Origin of the sequence: Kribbella sp. NPDC023855, assembly GCF_040639475.1 — a bacterium.
Lineage (GTDB): Bacteria > Actinomycetota > Actinomycetes > Propionibacteriales > Kribbellaceae > Kribbella.
Genome location: NZ_JBFAAA010000014.1, coordinates 14,632 through 34,491, shown reverse-complemented (window position 1 = coordinate 34,491; position 19,860 = coordinate 14,632). Strand labels below are relative to the sequence as shown.

The 19,860-nt window shown below is 67.4% G+C and carries 12 protein-coding genes; 7 read left to right on the top strand and 5 right to left on the bottom strand.

Annotation, left to right across the window (positions count from 1 at the left end; all coding sequences use genetic code 11):
- Positions 1–68: 68 nt before the first annotated feature.
- The 3 genes from AB0F51_RS33900 to AB0F51_RS33890 all read left to right on the top strand — a co-directional run bounded on the left by AB0F51_RS33900 (position 69) and on the right by AB0F51_RS33890 (position 4,101).
- A complete protein-coding gene (locus tag AB0F51_RS33900; RefSeq protein WP_360286592.1) occupies positions 69–2,804 on the top strand; it encodes a hypothetical protein in 2,736 nt (911 codons plus the stop codon).
- Positions 2,805–3,274: 470 nt separating this feature from the next.
- Positions 3,275–3,760 (top strand): hypothetical protein, encoded by a 486-nt coding sequence (locus AB0F51_RS33895; RefSeq protein ID WP_360286589.1) that lies wholly within the window; start codon positions 3,275–3,277, stop codon positions 3,758–3,760.
- Complete coding sequence (locus AB0F51_RS33890) at positions 3,757–4,101, top strand: hypothetical protein (protein WP_360286586.1); 345 nt, start codon at positions 3,757–3,759, stop codon at positions 4,099–4,101. Before AB0F51_RS33895 ends, AB0F51_RS33890 begins: the two co-directional genes overlap by 4 nt.
- A gap of 718 nt (positions 4,102–4,819) precedes the next feature.
- On the opposite strand, the gene glgP is transcribed toward AB0F51_RS33890, so the two are convergent.
- Positions 4,820–7,417, bottom strand: coding sequence for an alpha-glucan family phosphorylase (gene glgP / locus AB0F51_RS33885; protein ID WP_360286583.1), 2,598 nt, complete (start codon positions 7,415–7,417; stop codon positions 4,820–4,822).
- A 281-nt stretch (positions 7,418–7,698) separates the two neighbouring features.
- Between glgP and AB0F51_RS33880 the strand changes: the two genes are divergently transcribed.
- Both AB0F51_RS33880 and AB0F51_RS33875 read left to right on the top strand, forming a co-directional pair.
- Positions 7,699–9,687, top strand: coding sequence for an alpha-1,4-glucan--maltose-1-phosphate maltosyltransferase (locus AB0F51_RS33880; RefSeq protein WP_360286580.1), 1,989 nt, complete (start codon positions 7,699–7,701; stop codon positions 9,685–9,687).
- Positions 9,688–9,788: 101 nt separating this feature from the next.
- A complete protein-coding gene (locus tag AB0F51_RS33875; protein WP_360286577.1) occupies positions 9,789–10,109 on the top strand; it encodes a hypothetical protein in 321 nt (106 codons plus the stop codon).
- Here the strand turns inward: AB0F51_RS33875 and AB0F51_RS33870 are convergent.
- Together AB0F51_RS33870 and AB0F51_RS33865 are read right to left on the bottom strand one after the other, a co-directional pair.
- Positions 10,106–11,281, bottom strand: a complete 1,176-nt coding sequence (locus tag AB0F51_RS33870) for a threonine synthase (RefSeq protein WP_360286574.1) — start codon at positions 11,279–11,281, stop codon at positions 10,106–10,108. The two genes, AB0F51_RS33875 and AB0F51_RS33870, sit on opposite strands and share 4 nt — an antisense overlap.
- An 11-nt stretch (positions 11,282–11,292) precedes the next feature.
- Positions 11,293–12,552, bottom strand: a complete 1,260-nt coding sequence (locus tag AB0F51_RS33865) for a YncE family protein (protein ID WP_360286571.1) — start codon at positions 12,550–12,552, stop codon at positions 11,293–11,295.
- Between the two features lie 146 nt (positions 12,553–12,698).
- Between AB0F51_RS33865 and AB0F51_RS33860 the strand changes: the two genes are divergently transcribed.
- Positions 12,699–13,841: a helix-turn-helix domain-containing protein gene (locus AB0F51_RS33860; protein ID WP_360286568.1), complete on the top strand. Its 1,143-nt coding sequence runs from the start codon at positions 12,699–12,701 to the stop codon at positions 13,839–13,841.
- On the opposite strand, the gene AB0F51_RS33855 is transcribed toward AB0F51_RS33860, so the two are convergent.
- The gene (locus tag AB0F51_RS33855) at positions 13,819–14,439 is read right to left on the bottom strand and encodes a winged helix-turn-helix domain-containing protein (protein WP_360286565.1); all 621 of its coding nucleotides are present in this window, start codon (positions 14,437–14,439) and stop codon (positions 13,819–13,821) included. The genes AB0F51_RS33860 and AB0F51_RS33855 overlap by 23 nt on opposite strands.
- A 303-nt stretch (positions 14,440–14,742) precedes the next feature.
- Here AB0F51_RS33855 and AB0F51_RS33850 point away from each other — a divergent pair, with 303 nt between their 5' ends.
- Positions 14,743–19,158, top strand: coding sequence for a S8 family serine peptidase (locus AB0F51_RS33850; RefSeq protein WP_360286562.1), 4,416 nt, complete (start codon positions 14,743–14,745; stop codon positions 19,156–19,158).
- Positions 19,159–19,221: 63 nt separating this feature from the next.
- Here AB0F51_RS33850 and AB0F51_RS33845 read toward each other — a convergent pair whose 3' ends face one another.
- On the bottom strand, positions 19,222–19,773 hold the full coding sequence (locus AB0F51_RS33845) for a winged helix-turn-helix domain-containing protein (RefSeq protein WP_360286559.1): 552 nt from the start codon (positions 19,771–19,773) through the stop codon (positions 19,222–19,224).
- Between the last annotated feature and the right edge of the window lie 87 nt (positions 19,774–19,860).

Below are 19,860 nucleotides of genomic sequence, written 5' to 3'. Positions count from 1 at the left end.
CCTTGGTCTCTGCGCCTCTCGTCCGGAACCGGTGAGAGGACCTGGGCAACTCGGCAGTGGGAGGCAGCATGCTTGGCAGCAACCGGTGGCGACGGGCGGCGTCCGTGGCGTTGGTAGTCACGTCAATCTGGGCCAGTGCGCCGTACGTCGCCGCGTCGGTGGGTGACGCCGATCTGCCGGGCAAGGCTCCCGGGCTGACCTTCGGGGACGACACCACCGCGTGGAGCGACATCGTCGTCGACGGCGACGACGTGGAGCGAGACTCGGCCGGCGAGGCGTACAACGTTTTCGGCGGCTTCGGGTCGGTCTCTTGCAACAACACGTCGCGGCTGCTGCTCGACTACCGCGAGGAGAACCCAGCGGCGTACTGGCGGATCCTCAACCTGCTGTTCAACAAGCGGACCGGCGCGGGTCTCAACCACATCAAGGTCGAGCTCGGTTCGGACACCGACACCTCGTCGGGCGCCGAGCCCGCGACGAAGCGCAGCGCGGACGAGCCAGCCAACGTACTGCGGGGTGCGGGCTTCCGGCTGATCGCGGATGCCAAGAAGATCAACCCGCATCTCAAGGTCGAGGCCCTGCGCTGGGGTGAGCCGTCCTGGACGGGGACCCGGCCCGCCGATCGGTACCGGTGGTACAAGGAGACGATCGACGCGGCGTACGACACTTACGGCGTCAAGTTCGACTACCTCAGCCCATCGCAGAACGAGCTGAACATGAACCAGCTCGGCTCCGAACTCGGCTGGGTGGTCGACGTCGCGCAACGACTCGAAGCGGACGCGCGGGCCGGCGACGCCCGCTACGACTACTCCAAGATCAAGGTCGTCGCGATGGACTCCTACCGCAACGGCGAGACAGTGGCCGCGGCCATCCTGAAGAGTCCCGACGCGCTCGCCCAGATCGATGCCATCGGCATCCATTACACGATCGGCGGCGGACCGAACCTCACCCGGCTCAACAAGGAGTACGGCAAAGAGGTCATCTACTCCGAAGGCGTCGCGCCGATGATCGACCCGGAGTACCGGATCAACGCCCAGCCCGAGCGGGGCGGGATCGGCGGAACGGTCGGTGCGGTCGACATCGCGGACCGGTTCATCAACGCGTACCGGTGGTCGGGCTCCGGTGACAACCCGGCTCACATGACGTCGTTCTTGTTCCAGCCCGCGGTGAGCGCGCTGTACGAAGGATCGTCGTACTCGCCGAAGCACCTGATCCGCGCCTCCGACCCGTGGTCCGGGTACTACGAGGGCGGCGTGGGGATCACCCTCGTGCGGCACTTCATGCAGTTCATCGACGAGGGGTGGGAGTACCTCGAGGGCGCCAGCTTCGGAGACGGGACGTTCGCCGACGGCGGCACCGCGGTCGACTCGAGCACCCGGACGTACCTGACGCTGCGGGAGCCGGCCAAGCTGGGCGATGGCCCGGGCACCGACTTCACCCAGGTCCACGCCAACAACACCAACAAGGCCCGGTACTTCGAGGTCAAGTTGACCGATCTCGGTACCAAGGCGTCGACACCGCTTCACCTCTGGCAGACCAAGGGACCGGACGACGCCGCCAAGCAACCGGTCGACGTGAACCACTTCCAGAACCTCGGGTTCGTCACACCGGTCCGCGTTGAGGCTGGCGCCAACGGCAGCAAGTACTTCGTGTACCGCATCAAGGTCGAGCCGTACTCGATCCTCACCCTGTCGTCGCTGGCCCGCGGGGTACACCGCTCGGCGACGGACCACTCCCCCGGCGAGTACGCACCGGCCGCTGCGAACTCACCGCTTGCACTTCCGTACTCCGACGATTTCGAGTACGCCGGTTATCCGAGCGAGAACGTCAACGGCGTTGACATGACTTATCTCCAGCGGCGTGGTGGAACTCCGCGCTACACGGCTGATCAGAACGGTGCTTTCGAAGTCATCGAGTCTGGCGACGGTCATGTTCTCCAGCAACGTATTCACGCGGACAATCGCGGCTACACCTGGAACTCTTGGGGCGACGGGTCGCAAAACCGTCTCTCGACGGCCACCCCGGCGACGATCCTGGGTGACCACACGTGGGCGAACTATCGCGCGTCGATCGATGTGCGTTTCGATCGCAATGTCCGCAACCCTGCGCTGGCCAACTTCGCCGGACTTGGCGTGCGGCAAGTGGTGTCCCAAGGGGCTAATCTCGCGGCCTATTCGCTGCGACTGTCCCCGGCCGGCGGCTGGGAACTGCGCAAACTGGAGACGGTCGTTGCTTCAGGCACCATCGCCGGTTTTGATCCGGACTCCTGGCACCGCATTTCGCTGGAGGCCAAGGAGAATCAGCTCACTCCGGCGGTTGATGGCACCGCGCTGACGACTTGGACCGACACGGCGCCTAACACGGTCATGGCGGGGCGCATTGCTTTGACGTCGGGCTTCTACGAGAACAGCTGGGACAACCTTTCCGTCGTACCGGTCGAGGGGCATGCCTGGCGCTCGAACAAGCTGGACGACACTGCATCTGTTGTTGGGTACAGCGGTCCGGCGCAGTTCCAGCAGGTCGGCTTTGCGAACTACAACCGGACATTCCACGTGCTCAGCCCGGGCGCATCGGCTTCCGTGCCGTTCCAGGGCTCGGGACTCAACGTCTTCGGAGCAACCGCCCGCGCCACGCTAGACGTCTCGATCGACGGCGCCCCGGCTCAACGGATCACAGTCGGCTCGACGGGCACCCGCCAAACGTCGTACTGGCTCCGGGGACTGGCAGCGACGAATCCCCACACACTGAAGATCACCGTCGTGACCGGCACGTTCACCATCGACGGCATCGACATCCTGGGGTAAAGCCCCCACGCCGGCGCCTCGCTCGCTCCTCCGTCGCTCACACGGCACTAGCTCCCACCCACCCGGGGGCGCGGGCTCCTCCGTCGCCCGCTCAGTGAAAGCAAACTGATCGCGCCGGCGGCCTACCGAGCGGGCGACTGCAGACAGGGACGTTGGGGCGATGTCCGGCGTGGGGAACTACCCCACGCCGGCGCCTCGCTCGCTCCTACGTCGCTCACACGGCGCTGGCTCCCACCCACCCCGGGGCGCGGGCTCCTCCGTCGCCCGCTTGGTGAGAACAACTGGTTGGGGCTGGCGCTTACTGGAGGGTGACTGCAGACAGCCTGGGCGTCCGGGCGATGTCCGGTGTGAGGGACTCCCCACACCGGCAACTTGCCGCAGGGGCAATCGCCGACACGTGGACGGCGTGGGAATGTCGCGCAAGCCGAAGAGGCTTTGCGGGAAGCCTACCTAGCATCTACCTTTGAGGTATGGCCGAGATGCAGGAAGTGACGTTCACCGATCTGTTGCAGCGTCCGACCGAGACTGTCGAGAAGCTGAAGTCCAGCAGCCGCCGGGCGCTGCGGGTGCACCGTCGCGGCTCCGAGGACGATCTCGTCCTGACAACCGCCTCTCGTTCGGCCCAGGATGACCAGTTGGTGGAGGTCGCGACCCGCCTCCTGCGGGCGATCATGAGTGACCCCGTCGTGCGATCGAGTCATCTCTTGGATCTGCTACCTCAGGTGTTCCCGTGGCTACGGTTCCTCCCCACCGGCGACCGGATCGAATTCGTTCGAGAACTCATCGCAGTGTGGGATGCCAGCCACGACATCGACTCCCCGGTTCCGGTCCTCCAGTTGATCGCCGAGTGGAGAAACACTGCACAGGTGTACGCCGACCCCGAACTGCTGAAGGTCCTACGTTCGGACGTCATCGAGGACGCCGGACCGGTCCCAACTCCCGACGCAGTGTCGTGAGTCCCGGCAAGAAGAACGATCGGGTCGCGCCACCGGCGGAACCTGGTTGTTGGCTCCTGAAGTTCGGAACCACCGAAGCCGCCAAGGGCTGGGAAGATCTGGTCCGCCAGGCCGGCGCCAACCTGTGGACGGCGTACGAGACGATCCGGAAGGACCCGACGCCGTTTCCGACCACTACCCGGCAGCATCGGCTGAAGGGCAGCCTCGGCACGGTCGGCGGGCTCGAGCAGTGGCAGTACGAAGTGACCGCGGGCGGGCGAATCTGGTACGTGGTTGATCCCGGCAACAAGACGGTATGGATCAGATGGGCAGGCACAGGACACCCGAAGTCCACGGACTAGCATCCTGGCCGGGTCGAGCTAGTTGGCGGAGGTAGCGCCAGACTCGGCCGGTGTCGCGAGTTGAGTTCCACCCCGACCAACTCCCGAGATCCATCGCTTGGTGCGCGTGGGATTCTCTCGATGGCCCGGCGAGCAAACAAGAGCCTGCCGCACTGTATCCAGACAACACGGTCCACAGGTGGACACCATTCATCGACAACGCCTGCATCGGCTTCCGCTGGAACTGGTGACGTCCACTCGGCACCCAAGCCAGCGGCTTCGACGTCAAGCACCTCAGGAGCGAAGGGGGCACTCGTGTGGGAGATGCAGTCGTCCTTCGCCGACACGGCCCGGGGTGGGTGGGAGCCAAGTGCCGTGTGAGCGACATAGGAGCGAGCGAGGCGCCAGCGTGGGGAAGACCCCACGACGGCGAACCCCGCGACCACGCCGCTTTCACTCAAGCGGGCGACGGAGGAACACGCGCTCCTGGGCGGGTGGGAGCCAGCGCCGTAGTGAGCGACGCAGGAGCGAGCGCAGGCACCAGCGTGGGGAACACTCAGCGCCGGAGCACCCCGATCGGTTTCACCAAGCGGGCGACGCAGGAGCCCGCGCACCAGGGCGGGCGGGAGCCAGCGCCGTAGTGAGCGACGGAGGAGCGAGCGCAGGCGCCAGCGTGGGGAGGAAACAAACCGCGGGCCCCGCCTAGTGAGGTAGGCGGGGCCCGCGAGCGTTCAGTGGCTCAGAACTCCGAGCCGGCCGGGAGGTCCGGGGTTTCCGGGTCTTCCGGATCCGACGGCCCAGCAGCCAACCCCAGCTCGGCCGGGCTGGCCAGCATCGGGTGGTTGGGGAGGACTCGGACCGTGTAGCCGAACGGCCCGGTGCGGTCGAGTTTCAGTTCGCCTTCGAAGCGGTGGCGGTTGCCTTCGTAGGTTTCCGCCAGCGACAGCGACACCCGGACCGGATCGGTGATCTCGTCTTCCGAGTTCACCCGGCCGTGCAGCGCCTCGACGTCGATGTCGCCTGGCGTCAGATCCCCCAGCGTCACAAACGCCCGGATGCCGACCGTGGTACCAAGCTGCGGCACATCCCCCAGCCCCTGCAGCTCCACGTGGTCGACGCGGATCTGGGACCAAGCTGCCCGCACCTGCTTCTTCCACGAAGCGAGCTGACGGGCGCCGTCGTACGTCGAGTTGAGCTGACGCGACGAGCGGGCGGCCGGGACGTAGAGCTGCTCGACGTAGTCCCGGACCATCCGGGTGGCGAGCACCTTCGGGCCGAGTTCCTTGATCGTGTGCCGGAGCATCTCGATCCAGCGGCCGGGGACGTCACCGTCGTAGAAGCGCGGCGCGACCTGCTTCTCGATCAGGTCGTAGAGAGCGTGTGCCTCGAGGTCGTCACGGCGATCCGTGTCCTCGATCCCTTCGGCGGACGGGATGGCCCAGCCGAACTCGTCGTCGTACCACTCGTCCCACCAGCCGTCGCGGATGGACAGGTTGAGCGCACCGTTCAGCGCCGCCTTCATGCCGGACGTGCCGCATGCCTCGTACGGGCGGAGCGGGTTGTTCAGCCAGACGTCGCAGCCCGGGTACATCGGCTGCGCAAGCGCGATGTCGTAGTCGGGCACGAAGACGATGCGGTGCCGGATCTCGGGGTCGTCGGCGAACCGGACCATCTCCTGGATCAGCTTCTTGCCGCCCTCGTCGGCGGGGTGCGCCTTGCCGGCGATGACGATCTGGACCGGCCGGGTCGGGTGCAGCAGCATCGCCTTCAGCCGGGCGGGGTCGCGCAGCATCAGGGTGAGTCGCTTGTACGACGGTACGCGGCGGGCGAAGCCCATCGTCAGCACGTCCGGGTCGAGGATCGAGTCGACCCAGCCCAGTTCGGCCTCCGAAGCGCCCCGGTTGACCCAGGAGGCGCGGACCCGGGCGCGGGTGTCGTCGATGAAGCGCTGCCGCAGCATCCGCTTCGTCTCCCACAGCTGCGCGTCGGTGGTCTTGTCCAGACCCTCGAACATGTTCTCGGAGTCGCCCTGGTCGGCGGCCGCGTAGGTCAGCGCGGAGATCTCGCGCGCCACCCAGGTCGGCGCGTGCACGCCGTTGGTGATCGAGGTGATCGGTACGTCGGACGGGTCGAAGCTCGGCCACAGGCCGGCGAACATCCCGCGGCTGACGACACCGTGCAGCTTGGACACGCCGTTGGCGCGCTGGGCCAGGCGCAGGCCCATGATCGCCATGTTGAAGACGGCCGGGTCGCCGCCCTCGAAGTCCTCGGCGCCGAGCGCGAGGATCCGGTCGACCGGTACGCCGTCGCCGAACACGTCGGGCGAGAAGTGCTGCTGGATCAGCTCGACCGGGAAGCGGTCGATGCCGGCCGGGACCGGGGTGTGGGTGGTGAAGACGGTGCCGCCGCGGGCCACCTCGAGCGCGGTGTCGAAGTCGAGGTTCTGGCCGGAGGCCAGTTCGCGGATCCGCTCGATGCCCAGGAAGCCGGCGTGACCCTCGTTGGTGTGGAACACCTCGGGCGCCGGGTGACCGGTGACCCGGCAGAACTCGCGGACGGCGCGGACGCCGCCGACACCCAGCAGGAGCTCCTGGAGCAGCCGGTGCTCGGTCGTTCCGCCGTACAGGCGGTCGGTGACGTCACGCTCGGCGAGCTCGTTGGCTTCGGTGTCGGCGTCGAGCATCAGCAGCGGCACCCGGCCGACCTGGGCGACCCAGATCTGCGCGCACAGCTTGCGGTCACCCGGCAGGGTCACCTCGATGGTGGCCGGGGTGTCGCCGTCGCGGAGCAGGCTGATCGGCAGACCGTCGGGGTCCACCAGCGGGTAGCGCTCCTGCTGCCAGCCTTCGCGGTTCAGCGACTGACCGAAGTACCCGTGCCGGTAGAGCAGGCCGACGCCGATCAGCGGTACGCCGAGGTCGCTCGCGGCCTTCAGGTGGTCACCGGCCAGGATGCCGAGACCACCGGAGTACTGCGGCAGGACGTGGGTGATGCCGAATTCCGGGGAGAAGTAGGCCACCGAGCTGACCGGGGAACCGGCCTCGGCCTGGAACCACCGGTCGTCGGTCACGTACCCCTGGAGGTCGGTGACAGCCAGTTCCAGTCGCCGCAGGAAGGCTTGGTCGTTCGCCAGCTCGTCGAGCCGGGCCGCCGGTACCTCACCGAGAAGCCTGACCGGGTCACCACCGGTACTGCGCCACAGTTGCGGGTCGACGGCCTCGAAGACGTCTTGCGTCTCCGGGTGCCAGACCCAGCGCAGGTTGTTCACCAGGGTGCCGAGACCGGTCAGGGGCTCGGGCAGGACAGGGCGGACGGAGAATCGTCGTATCGCTCGCACCGGGACACCGTACCGGCCCCGGGAGCCGACGGCACGTTCGGTATGCATCGATCTTGCAACGCGAGCAAGATCTTGCAGGACCAGACCAGTACCACCGCAGGACCAGTCTGTACCAGTCAGTGAACCAGCGATCCGCAGTTCGGACGACCCGGCGGGGCGGCGATCCAGAGTCTGGACCGAACCGTGACACCTGCATGGCGTGGCGCGGTACTGGGAACCGATACCGTCAGTGCTGTACTTCTCTGTCCCCGCTAGTCGGAAAGCGAAGGTTCGTTAACTCCATGACTGGGCGCATCCCGATCACCGACGTCACCCCGACCGTCGACGCCGGAGCGTATCCGGCCAAGTCGACGGTGGGTGAGACCTTCACCATCGCGGCCACCGTGTTCCGCGAAGGACACGACGCGGTGAACGCGAACGTCGTACTGACGTCGCCAACGGGACAGACCAGACGGATGCTGATGACCCCGGTCGGCCAGGGCACCGACCGCTGGACCGTCGACGTCACGCTGCAGGAGCAGGGTGCGTGGACGTTCGCGATCGAGGGCTGGAGCGACCCGTACGGGACTTGGCGGCACAACGCCGAGATCAAGATCCCGGCCGGCATCGACGTCGAGCTGATGTTCGCCGAAGGGGCGGCCTTCTTCGATCGCGCCGCCGCCGGCGTACCGCCCGCAGTACGGGTTGATCGGGCGACGCTGAGCGACGCGGCGCAGGCGCTGGCCAACGGCGCGCTGCCTGCCGAGGCGCGACTCGCCGCGGGCATCTCGCCGCAGGTGCGCTCGGCATTGGGCCGCTACCCGGTGCGCGAGCTGATCACCTCGTCCGAGACCTACCCAGTGTGGGTGGATCGGCAGCTCGCGCTCTACGGCAGCTGGTACGAGTTCTTCCCGCGCTCCGAGGGCGCGGAGTACGACGAAGACAAGCAGGAGTGGAAGTCCGGCACCTTCCGAACTGCGGCCAAGCGGCTCGACGCCGTCGCCGCGATGGGCTTCGACGTTCTGTACGTCCCGCCGGTGCACCCGATCGGCAAGTCGTACCGCAAGGGCCCGAACAACACCCTCGACCCGAAGCCCGGCGACCCCGGCTCACCGTGGGCGATCGGCTCGGAAGACGGCGGTCACGATGCGATCCACCCCGAGCTGGGCACCTTCGAGGACTTCGACTACTTCGTCGGCCGGGCCCGCGAACTCGGCCTCGAGGTCGCCATCGACCTGGCGTTGCAGGCCTCGCCCGACCACCCCTGGGTGACTGAGCACCCGAAGTGGTTCAGCGTCCGCGCCGACGGCTCGATCGCGTACGCCGAGAACCCGCCGAAGAAGTACCAGGACATCTACCCGATCAACTTCGACAACGATCCCGAAGGCATCTACGCCGAGGTACTGCGGATCGTGAAGCTGTGGATTTCGCACGGCGTCACCGTGTTCCGGGTCGACAACCCGCACACCAAGCCGGTCAACTTCTGGGAGTGGCTGCTCGGCGAGGTCCGCAAGACCGACCCGGACGTGGTCTTCCTGTCCGAGGCGTTCACCCGCCGGCCGATGATGCGCGAGCTCGCCAAGGTCGGGTTCCACCAGTCGTACACCTACTTCACCTGGCGCAACGAGAAGTGGGAGCTGGAGGAGTACCTGCAGGAGCTGACCAAGGAGACCGGCCATTTCCTGCGGCCGAACTTCTTCGTCAACACGCCCGACATTCTCACCGCGTACCTGCAGTACGGCGGTCCGGGCGCGTTCAAGATCCGCGCCGCGATCGCGGCCACCTCGTCACCGGCGTGGGGTGTCTACGCGGGCTTCGAGCTGTTCGAGCACGTCGCGCTGCGGCCGGGCTCCGAGGAGTACCTGGACACCGAGAAGTTCCAGCTCCGCCCGCGTGACTGGGATGCGGCGGCAGCGGAGAACCGCACGCTGGCGCCGTACCTGACGCTGCTGAACAACATCCGCCGCCGGCACCCCGCGTTGCAGCAGTTGCGCAACCTGAGCCTGCACAAGGTCGACGACGACGCGATCATGTGCTTCTCCAAGCGGGTCCTCGGTCCCGACGGTCACAGCGACACCGTCATCGTCGTGGTGAACACCGACCCGCACGCGGTCCGCGAGTCCCTCGTCCACCTCGACATGGCCGCGCTCGGCATGCGTCCCGAGGACACCTTCACCGTGTACGACGAGATCACCGGCTCGACCTGGCGCTGGGGACAGCAGAACTACGTGAAGCTCGACCCGAACGGCGACCCGGCCCACATCCTCGCAGTACGCCGCGGCCAGGCCTGACCACCTGCCATCATTGCCCCCACACGAGCGACGTGGGGGCGATGATGTCGGTACGGGAGAAAGTGCCATCGCAGGTCCGTAGCAGGGGATGGCTACTGCCCGTGGCAGCCTCTACCGCGCTGACCATCTACCTGCCGGAGGACGGCGAGCTGATCGCGCGGTCGGAGCAGCTCTGGCTCGGCGGTCTCGGTCTGGCGGGGATCGCGATCGGGTTGTTCTGGCAATGGTTCAGTCCGCGGGAGCTGGCTCCCCGGCTCGCTCTTGCTGCCGGCGGCTTTGTCGCCTTGACGATTTTCACGTTGTTGCCGATCGGTCACGAGATGTATCAGAGCAATCGGCAACTGTTCCTCGGCCTGGGGGTGGTCTCCGGGTTGGTTATCGCCAACTGGTGGAAATGGCTGCACACGCCTGGGGACGACTAGAGCGGGACGGTTTCTGGGTATTTCAAGCCCGTGCCGGTGTTGAGGGCAACTACCTGGTCGTCGGCGGTGATCCAGCCGGAGGCTCGTAGTTGCTGGATGGCGGCGAAGTTGGCGGCGCCTTCGGGGCAGATGAAGGTGCCTTCCAGTTCGGCGACCCGGCGTTGGGCGGCCAGGATGTCTTCGTCGTCGACGGCAACGGCACAACCATCGGTCTCCGCAATCGCTTGCAGGACGAGGAAATCGCCCAGCGCCTTCGGCACGGTGATGCCAAAGGCAACAGTCTTCGCATCCGGCCAGGGCTCACTCTCGAGCAGACCCTCCTCCCACGCCTTCACGATCGGCGCGCACCCGCTCGCCTGTACTGCGACCAGCCGCGGCATCGGCCCGTCGACCCAGCCGAGCGACGCCAGCTCCGCGAGCGCCTTCCAGATGCCGATCAACCCGACTCCCCCACCGGTCGGATAGAGGATCACGTCGGGCAACCGCCACCCGAGTTGCTCCGCGATCTCCAGCCCCATCGTCTTCTTGCCCTCGATCCGGTACGGCTCTTTCAGCGTCGAGACATCCTGGTACCCGTCCCGCACGGCCAGCTCCGACCGCACCCACGCTCCCGCATCGCCGATCAGCCCATCGATCAGCTTCAGCTCCGCGCCGACCACCGTCACCTCCCGCCGGCAGATCTCCGGTGCCGCGACCGGCATCGCGATCAATGCCTCCATCCCCGCCCGGGCCGCGTACGTCGCCCACGCCGACCCGGCGTTCCCGTTCGTCGGCATCGCGATCTTCCGTACGCCGACCTCCCGCGCCCGCGACACCCCGACCGCCGCGCCCCGCGCCTTGAACGTCCCGGTCGGGATCAGCCCTTCGTCCTTCATCAGCAGCCGCTCGACCCCCAACTCCCGCCCGTACGCCGGCAGTGCGAGCAGCGGCGTCATCCCCTCCCCCAGGCTGACCACGTTCTCGGCGGCCCGCACCGGCAGCAGTTCGTGGTACCGCCAGAGGTCGGCTGGGCGCGACGCCACCTCCACCTTGCTCAACCCGGCGCGCACCTCGTCGAGGTCGTACCGGGCGAGCAGCGGCGAGCCGCAGGCGCACAGCCCGATCACCTGATCAGCGTCGTGACTGAGGCCGCACTTGGGACAGTCGAGGTGACTCAAGCTGGAGAAGCGCACAGCTTCAGACACTACCCGGGAGTGGGTGAGGTCCAGTCTGCTGTCACTTGCCCGATGCGGACGCGTTGCGGATGGTCGCCGACGGCAACTGTTGCGATCTTCAAGCCGGTGCTGAAGTCGATCGCGGTCACCGCGTCGGCGCCGCTTTCGGAGATCACGCAGGCCTTTCCGTCACCGCTCACGGTCGCCCAGTATGGCTTCGAAGCCGGTACGACGGGTCGCTCCTGCAAGGTGGCGCGGTCGACGATCGTCGCGTAGTCGTCCATCGTGCCCGCCACGCAGAGCTTGTCGCCGGCCGGGTTCATCGACAGGCCGTGGTGTCGCGAGTCGTTGATCCAGGTGGTCCGGTCCTCGCTGGTGTTCGGGTTCTTCGGCAGGGTCTTCACCCGGGTGATCTTGTCGGCGGCCACGTCGTACTCGAGGAAGCCGTGGAAGAACGACACCTGGAAGTAGAGCTTCGACTCGTCCGGGGTGAACGCGACCGGCCGTACTGCGTCTGACAGGTCGCGGCGCCCGATCGCGTCGAGGCGCTGACGCATGTCGATCACCTTGACCGGCGCGAACGTCTTGGCTTCGACGACCGTGATCAGACGATTGCCTTTGGTCCAGTCGAGGCCGGGATCGTCGAGGGCCGTGGTCACGTCGCCGATCGCCATGTTCCACAAGTACCGGCCGTTGCCGGTGAAGACGTTCTCGTGGGGTTTGTCGCCGGTGGCGAACGAACCGACCTGCGCTCCGGTGGTCATGTCCAGGACGTGCACAGTGTTCGAGGTCGACGCGGAGACAGCAACGCGGGTGTTGTCCGGCGACACCGCCATGTGGTCGGAGCGGAAACCGGAGACCGGGAATCGCCAGTTGAGTTGTCCGGTGGCCAGGTCGATCGAGACCACGTCGGCGAAGCTCGGACGCGAGACCACCACCGACTTGCCGTCGGAGGTCGTGTAGAGATCGTCGACCAGTTGGTCGTGTCCCTCGCCGACACCGTGCCGGATGCCCAGGAAGTAGGCCAGCTTGACCGGGTTGAGGTAGATCTCGGCCAGCCGCGCGGCCTTGTCCGGTACGACGTTGATCCGCCCGATCTTCGCGTAGTCGCCGGTGGACTTGATGACGTCGGCAGTCCCATCCCAGTTGTTGCCGACGAACAGCACCTGCCGCAGCGGCGCTGCCTCACCAGCCGCGGTCGCAGGCGAAGCGCACAGCGCGGCGACCGTCACCCCCGCGGCGAGCAGACCGAGATATCGGCGAAGACGGTGTGACGCCGGGTTCTTCATGAGGCAACACCTTTCGGGCGGAGGGCTGCTACTTTCAGTCGCTCACAGAAAAGCAACCTGTCGCGCACGGACGGTAGGGGCCGGTCGTCAACGCCCGCGCGCTTCGTTGTGGCCGGGCGACAACGCGGCTGGGAGAGGGAATGGTCGTGGCGGAGAACCGGCGGCTGGCCGAGGTACTGACGGCCATGGCGAGCGACACCGGCGCGATCGACGAAGTGGTCGCGGCGGCCCGGACCGAGTCGCCCGAAGTCTCCCGGCTTCCCGAGGCCGAGACGCGGCGGCATGTCGAGATCATGCTCGTCGCAGGCTTGGCCGCGTTCACCCGGGCACCGGCACCGGACGAGCAGGACTTCGCCGCAGCGGCACGGCTCGGCGCGGACCGGGCTGCACAGGGCATTCCGCTCGACGCGTTGCTGCGCGGAGTACAGGCTGGTCGTTCCCGGGCTGTTGAGATCGCTGTCGGCCGTGCCCAGTCTGCAGGGGTGCCAGCTGACGTACTGCTCGCCGCACTCGTGGACTTCGGGTATTTCGCAGGCAGCCTTGAGCGGCACGTGATCAGCGGCTACCACGCGGCAGAGCTGGAGTTGTCGCGAACAGCCCGCGATCTCCAGGTACACCTGCTCCGGCTTGTACTGCGGGAGGACGCGGGCGACCTGACCGCCGCAGAGCTCGCGCGAGCCGGCCTGAACCCGGACGGGCTCTACCACTGCCTAGCGAGCGACGTAGCCGACCCGCGCCTCGCAAGGGCGCTAGAGCGATGGCTGTCACCTGCTGCCCTCTTCGGCTCGGTCGACGGACGGTGGGCCGCAGTAGTGCCGCGCCTTCCTACCAACGCTCTCGATGCGGCAGTGCTCGTAGTGGCCTCCCCCGCTGTTCCCCTGGCCGAGTTGGGTCCGCTGCACTCACTCTGCCGAGCAGCGGCGACTGCAGGCACGCCCACTGGCTTGCACGGACTACACCCGCTGACCGAGCTAGCCGGTGACATTGCCTTGGCAGCACAGCCGTTGCTGGCTGAACTGCTTGCAGCCGAGCTACTAGGCACACTCGACCCGGCTGACGACTTCCACCGTCAACTGGTGTCCACAGCGTTGGCCTACCTCGACCACGGGCAGCGGCTGGACCAGACGGGCGGGGCGCTGCACGTCCACGCCAACACCGTCCGGTACCGGCTAACCCGATTGCAGGAGCTCACGGACAGCTGGCAAGCCGACGAACGGCGTACCGTCCCGCAGACCCTCCGTTGGTGGTGGGCCTTGCGGACATGGCTCAACCAGCACGCAGCCCGGTGATCGACGGGTTCTGGTGGTCGGTCAACCGGAAGCCGGTACCGCGCACCGCGTCGATGGTGACAGTGGTGCCCAGCTCGTCGAGTTTGCGGCGTACCCGCTTGACCAGCGAGTGGACGTCCGCAGTACCGCGCAGGTGCCGGTCTCGCCAGACCGCCTGGTGCAGCGCCTCGTAGGTCCAGACCCGCAACGGCTCGGTCATCAGCCAAGTGAGCAGGTCGTGCTCGAGATCGGTCAACGGAACCTCCCGGTCCCGCCACTGCGCCACCGATCGAGCAGAGTCGATCGCCAACACCTCGGCCCGCCCGGTACGCCGGTCCGGCACCGTGCGGGCCGGCGGTTCGGTCACCGACTCAGGTTCCGGCGGCTCGGGGTTCTCCGGCGGGACCGGCGGCGGCGACTGGGCCGGAGTGAGCAGCCTGCGCAGCTCGTCCAGGCTGGAGACGAGCAGCAGCGGTGCGACGTCGTCGACGAGTTCGGCGAGGCGGACGCGTTCCTCCAGCGACGCCGCGACCGCGATCAGCAACGGGAACGGCTGCTGGGCGGAAGCGGTCAGATCGAGGGCGCCGTCGTTCGGGGCGGGGACACGGGCGGTGACCATCCGATTACGATGTCAACCTTTGCCTTTAATCGTCAACGCGTTGACAAATATTGCCGGTTTTTGCCTCGAACCAGTCCGACCGAGCGTCACATCTTGCTTACCAAGTGTGCTTGTTAAGACCTTTCCGTGACACATAGGGTCCTCGGCAGGCGCTCGGCGTAACACGTCGCGACCTGGGGGGCACGGAGAGTTCGCGGGACCGGTTCGCGATGCGCTGACCGGACCTGCCGCAAAACCCTGCACCTCCGCACCAAATGACTCGGGGGAGTCGATTCGGGGTCGTACAAGTGAGGGGCTGCAGAGATGTCTCATCAACGGAAGAGGGGCCTGGCCAGATCGCTGGTCAGTGCCCTGGCGGCGGTGGCCGTCATCACCACCGGGCTGGCTGCCTCCGGCCTGGCCCAAGCGGCACCACCCAGCAAGGCCGGCGCGACGCCCACGTCCGCGGCCGACAAGATCAAGCCTGACCTGCGGGCGAAGCTGGAAGGCAAGGACGCCAAGGAGGCGACCGACTTCTGGGTGCGGTTCAGCGAGAAGGCCGACCTGAGCAAGGCCTCCGCCATCACCGACTGGAACGAGCGCGGTACGGCCGTCGCCGCCGCGCTGCGCAAGACCGCCGCGGAGAGCCAGGCCAAGGTCAAGGCCGAGCTGGACGGTCAGCGCGCGCAGTACAAGTCCTACTGGGCCACCAACGCGATCGTGGTCAAGGGCGGCTCGCTCGAGATGGTCCAGAGCATCGCCAACCACGCCGAGGTCGAGGGGATCTACAACCCGGTCCAGTACGACGTGCCCGAGGTCACCCAGGGCACCCAGCAGAACGAGATCAACGCCGTCGAGTGGGGGATCGCCAACGTCAAGGCCGACCAGGTCTGGGCGCAGTACGGCGACAAGGGCGCCGGCATCACGGTGGCCAACATCGACACCGGCGTCCAGTACGACCACCCGGCGCTGGTGAACCAGTACCGCGGCAAGCAGGCGAACGGCACGTTCGACCACAACTACAACTGGTTCGACGCCGCCGGCACCTGCTCGGGCGCACCGTGTGACACCAACGGCCACGGCACCCACACGATGGGCACCATGGCCGGTGACGACGGCGCCGCCAACCAGGTCGGGGTCGCACCGGCGGTCAAGTGGATCGCCGCGAACGGCTGCTGCCCGAGCGACGCTGCGCTGATCGAATCCGGTCAGTGGATGCTGGAGCCGACCAACCTCGCCGGGACCAACCCGGACGCGAGCAAGCGGCCCAACGTCATCAACAACTCGTGGGGCAGCCGGCTGCCGTCCAACGACCCGTTCATGGAGGACGTCACCCTCGCCTGGACCGCGTCCGGCATCTTCGGGGTGTTCTCGAACGGCAACAGCGGCTCCGCCTGTAACACCAGCGGCTCCCCCGGCAGCTCGACCAGCAACTACTCGGTCGGCGCCTACGACATCAACAACACCATCGCCTCGTTCTCCGGCCGTGGTGCCGGCCAGAACGGCACGATCAAGCCGAACATCTCGGCCCCGGGCGTCAACGTCCGCTCCAGCGTTCCGGGCAACGGCTACTCGAGCTTCAACGGCACCTCGATGTCTGCCCCGCACCTCGCGGGCGTCATCGCGCTGCTGTGGTCGGGCGCACCGAGCCTGAAGGGCGACGTCACGGCCACCCGCGCACTGCTCAACGGCACCGCGATCGACACCCCGAACGCGCAGTGTGGCGGCACCGACGCCAACAACAACGTGTTCGGCCAGGGCCGGCTCGACGCCCTCGCCCTGCTGAACGCGGCACCCGTCGGCGAGACCGGCACCCTGTCCGGCAAGGTCACCGCCACCGGCGGCGCAGCCATCGCCGGCGCCTCGGTCACGGTCAAGCAGACCGGTACGCCGGACAAGGCTCTGACCACCTCGGCAGACGGCAGCTACTCGGCCGTCCTCCCCGCCGGTGACTACTCACTCGTCGTGTCGGCCTTCGGCTACGTCGGTCAGACCGGTACGGCGACTGTCGCGCTGAACACCACCACGACGAAGAACTTCGTCCTGGCGGCCGCTCCGACCGTGAGCGTCGGCGGCACCATCACGGACGGCTCCGGCCACGGCTGGCCGCTGTACGCGAAGGTGAGCGTCGAGGGTCCCGGTGGGGTGTTCGACTACACCACCCCGATCAACGGCCGGTACTCCTTCAAGGTGCCTTCCAGCGCGTCGTACACGCTGAAGGTGGAGACCCAGCTGCCCGGTTACCAGACTGTCAGCCAGCCGATCACCGTCGGCACGGGCAACCTGACCAAGAACGTGGCGGTGCCGGTCCGGGCCGACGCGTGCAGCACCGCACCGGGGTACAAGTTCGGCTCCGACGGTGTCTACGAGACCTTCGACGCGAAGGCCGTACCGAGCGGCTGGACCGTGGTGGACAACAAGAACAACGGCCAGGTCTGGAAGTTCGAGGACGTCGGCAACCGCGGCAACCTGACCGGCGCGGCCGGCGGCTTCGCGATCGTCGACAGCGACAAGTACGGCTCCGGCGGCGCGCAGGACACCTCGCTGGTCAGCCCGGTCGTGGACCTGAGCGCGGTCACCGCCCCGGTGATCAAGTTCAACCAGGACTTCAACTACCTCAGCGGTGAGAAGGCCGAGGTCGACCTGTCCGTCGACGGCGGAACCACCTGGACCACCGTGCTCACCCAGTCCGCGGACGCCCGCGGCGTCAAGGAGATCGCGATCCCGCAGGCGGCCGGCAAGTCGGCGGTCCAGGTTCGCTTCCACTACTCCCTCGCCTCGTACGAGTGGTGGTGGGAGGTCGACAGCGTGCTGATCGGCAGCCAGATCAACTGTGTCGCCACCGGCGGCGGGCTGGTCGTCGGCAACGTGAAGGACGCCAACACCGGTGGGTACCTCAACGGAGCCGTCGTCACCCGTGACGACAAGCCCAGCGAGACCGCCACCACCGTCGCGACGCCCGAGGACACCGGCCTGGCCGACGGCTTCTACTGGCTGTACTCCGCGGACGACGGCCCGCACGGCTACACCGCCAAGGCCGGCAACTACGTCAGCTCGCAGCAGACGGTGAACGTCGAGGCCGACTGGGTCACGGCGGCCGACTTCACCCTGGCGGCGGGCCGGATCTCCGTCGTACCGGGCGCGATCGAGGCCAACCTGCGGCTGCCCGGCGGCAAGGTCACCAAGTCGTTCACCGTCACCAACACCGGTGGCGCGAACGTCGACCTGAAGTTCGGTGAGCGCGACGGCGGCTTCACCCTGCAGAACGCGAACGGCACCAAGACCACCAAGTCGCAGATCATGAGCAGCACCGGTGCTCCGCTGCAGCGGCTGCAGGTCGAGACCTCGTTCGGCAGCAAGCAGGCCGGCAAGATGGCCGGTACGCCGGCCACCCGGAACCCGCTCGCGGCTCCGTGGGTCGACATCGCCAACTACCCGGCGACCGTGATGGACAACCGGGTCGTCAACCTCGACGGCAAGATCTACTCGATTGCCGGTGGCAACGGTAGCGCCTCGACCGCCAACAACTACGTCTACGACCCGGCCACCCTGGCCTGGACCGCGATCGCCCCGCTGCCGGGTGCTCGCAACGCAGTCACGGTCGGTGCGGTCAACGGCAAGATCATCGCCAGCTCCGGCTGGGGCCCGGCCGGTCCGGACGCGGCTACGTGGGCCTACGACCCGGCCGCCAACGCCTGGTCCGCAGTAGCAGCCAACCCGGCTCCGCGTGCGGCCGCCGGACAGGCTGTCCTCGACGGCAAGCTGTACGCCGTCGGCGGCTGCACCACCGCCAGCTGTACTCCGATGTCGAACTCCGTCGTCGCCTACGACGCGGCGTCGAACAGCTGGTCCACCCTGGCGAACTACCCGAAGTCGGTAGCCTTCGCTTCCTGCGGCGCCATCGACGGCAAGCTCTACTGCTCCGGCGGTAACGACGGCACAGTGGCGCAGAAGGCCGGCTACGTCTACGACCCGGGAGCGAACTCCTGGGCCGCGATCGCCGACTCCCCGGCCGACCACTGGGCGGCGTCCTTCGCCGTCGCCGGTGGCAAGCTGATGGTCGTCGGCGGTGTCCAGACCGGCGCCGTCACCAACGCCGGCTTCGCCTTCGACCCGGCCGCCGGCACCTGGTCCGCGCTGCCGAACGCCAACCAGCCCCGCTACCGCGGTGGCGCGGCCTGCGGCTTCTACAAGGTCGGTGGGTCGTCCGGTGGCTTCACCGCGACCACCAGCAGCGAGGCGCTGCCCGGCCTGGAGAACTGCTCCGAGTCGTCGGCCGACGTCCCGTGGATGGCGCTTGACCGCACCGAAGCCACCCTGGCTCCGGGCGAGCAGGTCGTCGTCAAGGTGGCGCTCAACGCCGCGGTCGACCAGCCCGGTACCTACACCGGTTCGGTCGCCATCGGCGAGAACACGCCGTACAGCGTGGCCCCGGTCGACGTGAAGCTCAACGTCTCGCCGCCGACCACCTGGAGCAAGATCATGGGCACGGTCACCGGAGTAGCCGTCTCTGGTACCACCGCTCCCCTGCCGGGCGCCACCGTCGAGGTCGACTCGTGGGCCCAGCAGTACACCTTCATCACCGACAAGAACGGCGGTTACGCCTACTGGCTGGACCGTCGCAACAACCCGCTCACCCTGATCGCGGCCAAGGACGGCTACCGTCCGCAGACCAGGACGAGCAAGCTGATCGCCGGCGAGATCCTCGTCGAGGACTTCGCCCTGAAGGCAACCCGCTAAATAACTGAACAGCCCGGCCCCGGACAGGTGATCCTGTCCGGGGCCGGTGCCGTTGGTGGAACCTCACGCGACGGGCAGGAGATGGAATCCGACCCCTCGTACTGCGTGGATGGTGACGGTGGCACCCAGAGTGGCCAGCTTTTGGCGGAGGCGCTTGACCACTGAGTGGATGTGCGAGCCGTGGCCCAAGTGCTCGTTGCCCCAGACCGCGTGGTGCAGGCGTTGGTAGGTCCACACCTTGCCCGGTTCTTTGACCAGGCAGTTCAGGAAGTCGTGCTCCAACCGCGTCAGCCGCATCTCGCGGTCCTTCCAGCGGACCACTCGGCGCTCCACGTCCAGCTTCAGAGCCGCGGCGGGGGTGATGGCGAGCGGAGCAGGCGCAGGCACCGGTGCCTCGATCTGGGCAGGCTCACTGACATTGGGCAGGACGGCAGGCGTCAGTACTACGGGCGCCGACTCCGCCGTCGACGTCAACTCCAGGAACTCCCGTGCCTGCTCCGCGCTCGACACGAGCAACAGCGCATCGGCACCACCCAGCAGCCGGGCGAGTTGAACTCGCTCGGCGGTCGACGTGGCCACGCCGATGATCAACGACGAATCCGGCAGCCTCTCCATGGAGCCCCTCCTTCAACGCATGCCGGGGTCAGACGCAGGCACCAGTACGGCGAACCGCGGGGGTTAAGTCAAGGGATATCCTCCGCC